At 62.8% G+C, this 4,639-nt stretch carries 5 protein-coding genes and 1 pseudogene; 5 read left to right on the top strand and 1 reads right to left on the bottom strand.

What is annotated here, in order from left to right:
• Nucleotides 1-300, bottom strand: a pseudogene (locus CF70_RS00240) (AMP-binding protein); the annotation flags it as partial.
• 258 nt (nt 301-558) lie between these two features.
• Between CF70_RS00240 and CF70_RS00245 the strand changes: the two are divergent.
• From CF70_RS00245 to CF70_RS36845, 5 genes are all read left to right on the top strand, one after another.
• Nucleotides 559-1,023, top strand: coding sequence for a (2Fe-2S)-binding protein (locus CF70_RS00245; protein WP_035858845.1), 465 nt, complete (start codon nt 559-561; stop codon nt 1,021-1,023).
• A 20-nt stretch (nt 1,024-1,043) separates the two neighbouring features.
• Nucleotides 1,044-3,176, top strand: coding sequence for a xanthine dehydrogenase family protein molybdopterin-binding subunit (locus CF70_RS00250; RefSeq protein ID WP_035858846.1), 2,133 nt, complete (start codon nt 1,044-1,046; stop codon nt 3,174-3,176).
• Nucleotides 3,177-3,332: 156 nt separating this feature from the next.
• Nucleotides 3,333-3,485: a transposase gene (locus CF70_RS38840; protein WP_081861966.1), complete on the top strand. Its 153-nt coding sequence runs from the start codon at nt 3,333-3,335 to the stop codon at nt 3,483-3,485.
• Between the two features lie 248 nt (nt 3,486-3,733).
• On the top strand, nt 3,734-4,024 hold the full coding sequence (locus CF70_RS00255; RefSeq protein WP_235184831.1) for a cupin domain-containing protein: 291 nt from the start codon (nt 3,734-3,736) through the stop codon (nt 4,022-4,024).
• 335 nt (nt 4,025-4,359) lie between these two features.
• Nucleotides 4,360-4,639 (top strand): helix-turn-helix domain-containing protein (locus CF70_RS36845; protein ID WP_235184832.1); only part of this gene is annotated, 280 nt, incomplete at its 3' end.

Consider the following 4,639-nt stretch of genomic DNA (forward strand, 5'->3'; position numbering starts at 1 on the left):
GGTGGGGATAGTTGTGTATAAGCGCATGGGCATAAACCTGTATCTCGGCCGACCCTCTGAGTGGCTCAGTGGGCCGCTCTCGAGTAGCGTGGCGAAGGGCAGCGAGCCGCCGGCCGCGCCATCCAGCCCAATGCAGGGCACGGTCTGCGCCGCGGGACTGGCCAGCACCGCATCGGCGCTGACCGGCTCGAACACCAGCGCCTTGACGCCGGCATCGCGCACGCAATAGTCCAGTTCCTCCGGCTTGGCGCGCCAGTTCAGCGGCACCATCACAATGCCGGCGAACTGGCAGGCCCAGTGCTTGCTGACGCCTGCCGTGCAAGCTTCAAGTCGGAATATGGTGGCTGAAACAGCCGCGGTCGGCGCTGACGAAGCATGCGACGTAATTGTCGCAGTCGTCGCCGGCAAAAAAAAAGGAACGCAGGTTCGCCGCGGCTAGCCTAGGATGATAAATGTCTTATTGGATGAGCGAGCGAACCAGCGCGCACGGCAACCAGGGCCGTACCGCACAAATCACATCGCACTGAGTCGGCGCTGCTTCAACACACGGGAGTCTCTATGGTCCAGTTTTCGTTGAATGGCAAAACGGTCACGGTAAATGTAACGCCCGATACGCCACTACTGTGGGTCCTGCGAGACCATCTCGGACTGACCGGCACGAAGTTCGGTTGCGGCGTATCGCTGTGCCGCGCTTGCACGGTGCACCTCGACGGCGCCGCAACGCCCTCCTGCGTACTGCCGATATCGGCGGTGGCCGGTCATAAGATCACGACCATCGAGGGCCTCGGCGGGCCGGTGGCACAGGCCGTGCAGACCGCCTGGGACAAGATCCAGGTCCCGCAATGCGGCTACTGCCAGTCTGGGCAGGTGATGGCCGCGACGGCATTGCTGACCCAGAAGGCCGCCCCGACAGACGCCGACATCGATGCCGCCATGCAAGGCAACCTGTGCCGTTGTGGCACCTACCCTCGCATCCGCCAGGCCATCCATGAAGCCGCGCAGCATCTCGGAGAAAAGGCATGACAAGAAAACTGGCGAATGGAATGGCGAGCAGGATCGTGGTCTCACGCCGGCAGTTTCTCGAGGTTGTCGCGTTGGCAGGCGGTGGCCTGATGCTGGGCCTGCGCATGGGGCAGTCGCAGGCAGTCGAGCCTGCGGCTGGCACCTTCGCCCCCAATGCGTGGATCAGGATTCAGCCGAACGGCGCCGTCACGCTGATCTGTGGGCGCAACGAGATGGGGCAGGACGTGCACACATCGCTCGCCTTGCTGCTGGCTGAAGAGATGGCGGTAGACCCTCGGCGCGTGCGTATCGAGCAAGCGCCGGTCGACCCGGTCTATCTCAACCGGATGCTTGGCGCACAGATCACCGGCGGCAGCACCAGCGTCAGGGACGCCTGGGAGCCGTTGCGGCGCGCTGGCGCAGTGACGCGCAAGTTGATGGTGACCGCCGCAGCCGAGACATGGAATGTACCCGAGGCCGAGTGCCGCGCGGGCGATGGTGCCGTGACGCATGGCAAGAAGACGCTTGGCTACGGATCATTGGCCGCTCACGTGGCGCGTATCCCGGTACCGAACGATGTCATCCTGAAATCACCCGGGGATTTCACCCTGATCGGCAAGTGGGGGCCGCGACTGGATGGCGCCGACAAAGCGCGCGGGCGCACGGTGTTCGGTATCGACGTCAAGCGGCCGGACATGGTGTATGCGGCGCTGACCGCCTGTCCCGTGCTGGGGGGCGAGGTCGCGAGCTTCGACGCGGATGCCGCGCGCAAGCGACATGGTGTACACAGGGTGGTGAATCTCGGCGAAGGCATCGGCGTGATCGCCGATCACTACTGGACGGCCCGTACCGCGCTGGCGGAAGTCAAGATTCAGTGGGACGAGGGCCAGGCCGCGAAGCTCGACACTGCGGCCATCCGCGCCTCACTGGAACAGGCAGCATCCCGCCCCGGCGTGGTGGTACGGCAAGCAGGCGACGCGCAGGCGGCGCTGTCCAAGGGCAAGCTTATCGAGACACGCTACACCTCGCAGATGCTCGCGCATGGCACCCTCGAACCACAGAACTGCATGGCGATGGTCTCGCCGACCGGTGTCGACGTGTGGGTCAGCACGCAGTTTCCACAAGGTGCGCAAGCGGCAGCCGCAAAAGCCGCAGGAGTCCCCACCCAACAGGTGAGGATCCATCCCCAGTTCATCGGCGGTGGATTCGGGCGGCGGCTCGACGTCGATTTCGTGCCCCAGGCAGTCGCACTCGCCAAGACCATGCCGGGTACACCAGTCAAGCTGATCTGGTCCCGCGAGGAAGACACCGCCCACGACTTCTATCGTCCTCCCAGCCTGCATCTGATGCGCGCCACGCTGCAGGACGGTCGAGTGAGCGCGCTGGGCGTCAAAATGATTTCGCCCTCGATCACGAACCGGCTCTTCCCCGGCGTGGTCAAGAATGACAACGATGGCTTCATGACGGAGGGCCTGGTCGATTTCACCTATGACGTGCCCGATCTCGAACTGCGTACCGTGATCCAGGAAGTCGGCATCCGCGTGGGCTTCTGGCGCTCGGTCAGCTACGCGCTAAACGCGTTTGCCATCGAGAGCTTCGTTGATGAGCTCGCGCACGCGGCAGGGCGCGATCCGGTGGCGTTCCGGCTGGCCATGCTGCAGAACCACCCCCGCCAGCGCGCCGTACTCGAACGCGCGGTGGCGGAGTCCGGCTTCAAGCAGCGCGCCGGAGGCGCGCGGGCTTTCGGTGTCGCGACGATGGAGTGCTACGAATCGCATCTCGCGCTGGTAGCGGAAGTGTCGGGCACGGCGGACAAGATCCGGCTGGAGCGGCTCACCTATGTCGTCGATTGCGGTATCGCTGTGCATCCCGACCAGGTGGTTGCCCAATTGGAAGGTGGCGCGGTGACGGGGATCATCAACGCCATTCGTTGCAAGGTCACCGTGAAGAACGGGCGCGTCGAACAAAGCAACTTCCACGACTTCCCTTTGCCCCGGATGGCCGAGGTGCCGCCGGTGAAGGTGATCAGGCTGCCCGGCACCGACAAGCCTGGGGGCATTGGCGAAACCGGAGTTCCGCTGGTCGCGCCTGCGCTGGCGAATGCTGTCTTCGCCCTGACCGGCAAGCGCATCCGCTCGCTGCCGCTGGAAGATGGCGGCGTGCACTTCGTCTAGGTCATAGCGTGCGTTTCAAAGAAATCCAGGCGTCGTCGCCGGCTTCCCAGCCGATGCCGCGGCAAAAACCAACTCTATTGCGATAACTTTTCTTTGGGCTATCCATTTAACCGGAGTTAGCAGCATACTGCCGCCACGGATCACCCGAGCGCAGGTATTCACTATCCCGGTTCCCTTGGCGAGTTCCAGACGTGGTTCCAGTCCGATGCGGATTGCCTGGACTACCTCGAGTGGTTGCGATGGCCGTCCGGGTTCGTCTGTCCGGATTGCGGTCACGCTGGTGGATGGCGACTGGGCCTACCACCGTAGGCGCCTGTATGTGCGAGAACGTACAGCGCAATTCTGACGCTGGATCAATGTCGCAATCGCAGTGCCAGCTCACATGCTCTTGAGCTGTCTTGGGGCACTTCATCCCGTTTTCGATCTATGACTTTGCGAGGCCATATGGATACCAAGCCGCAACCAGGTCAGCAGTGCTTTGTCATCAGCCACCTGAGGGAGGCCGACTTCAAGACGGGGGGGGGCTGCGTGGCTATTCCACCTATCGCGATCTCGGCGTGGCTGAGGCCACCGGCGGCCTTGCAAAGGCCCACGTGATCCGCATGATTACCCCTTTCCGCCCCGAACTGAGCGTGCGACACCACCACAATGTGCAATTCCAGATGGTCTATTGCCTGAAGGGCTGGTTCGAGACCGAGTTTGAAGGTGCAGGGCGTCACCGCCTTGTAGCAGGCTCGAGTTGGGTGCAGCCGCCCGGCATACGACACAGGGTGGTGGGGTGGTCGGACGGTTGTGAGCTGCTGGAGATTCTGGTGCCGGCAGAGCATGAGACGGTCAACGATGAATAACGCTCCATGAGGGATGAACGGGCGTGAAGGCTTCAACGCGCAGCATTTGAATGCGCGCATCTGGGCTGTGTTCAGAAAGATGTGGTCGAACGCGCGAGATCCGGAGTAGCAGGCCACGGCGAGTTTGACTTCATCGTGACGATGGATGCCGCAAGCGTCAGGGGTGAACGAAATGGACCTAAAACTTACCGGGAAATCGGTGCTCATCACCGGTGGCACACGTGGTATTGGTTTGGCCGGTGCCAAAGCATTCGCTAGTGTAGCGTTCTGTTCTTGGTGGAACTTATATGAGACTATTGCTCTACAGCGACAAAGCGTGGAGAGAGCAAGTGCGAGTGGCCCCCGAGATCCTGTTGACCGACGAGGAGCAAACCAAGTTGACGCGGCTGGTTCAGTCGAAGCTCACGAGCGTGAGGCTGGCGCAGCGCGCGCGCATCGTGCTGCTGGCCGCCAACGGCATGCAGAACAAGGACATCGCCGAGCAGTTGGGAGTCGGACGCGTGCAGGTCTCGCGTTGGCGTGAGCGGTATGCGCAATCGGGGCTGGCCGGTATTGAACGCGACTTGCCGCGCGGTGCGCCGCCATTGAAGGTGGACACGGCGCGGCTGGTGGAGC

This window comes from Cupriavidus sp. SK-3 (genome assembly GCF_000611145.1).
In the GTDB taxonomy this organism is placed as follows: Bacteria; Pseudomonadota; Gammaproteobacteria; order Burkholderiales; family Burkholderiaceae; genus Cupriavidus.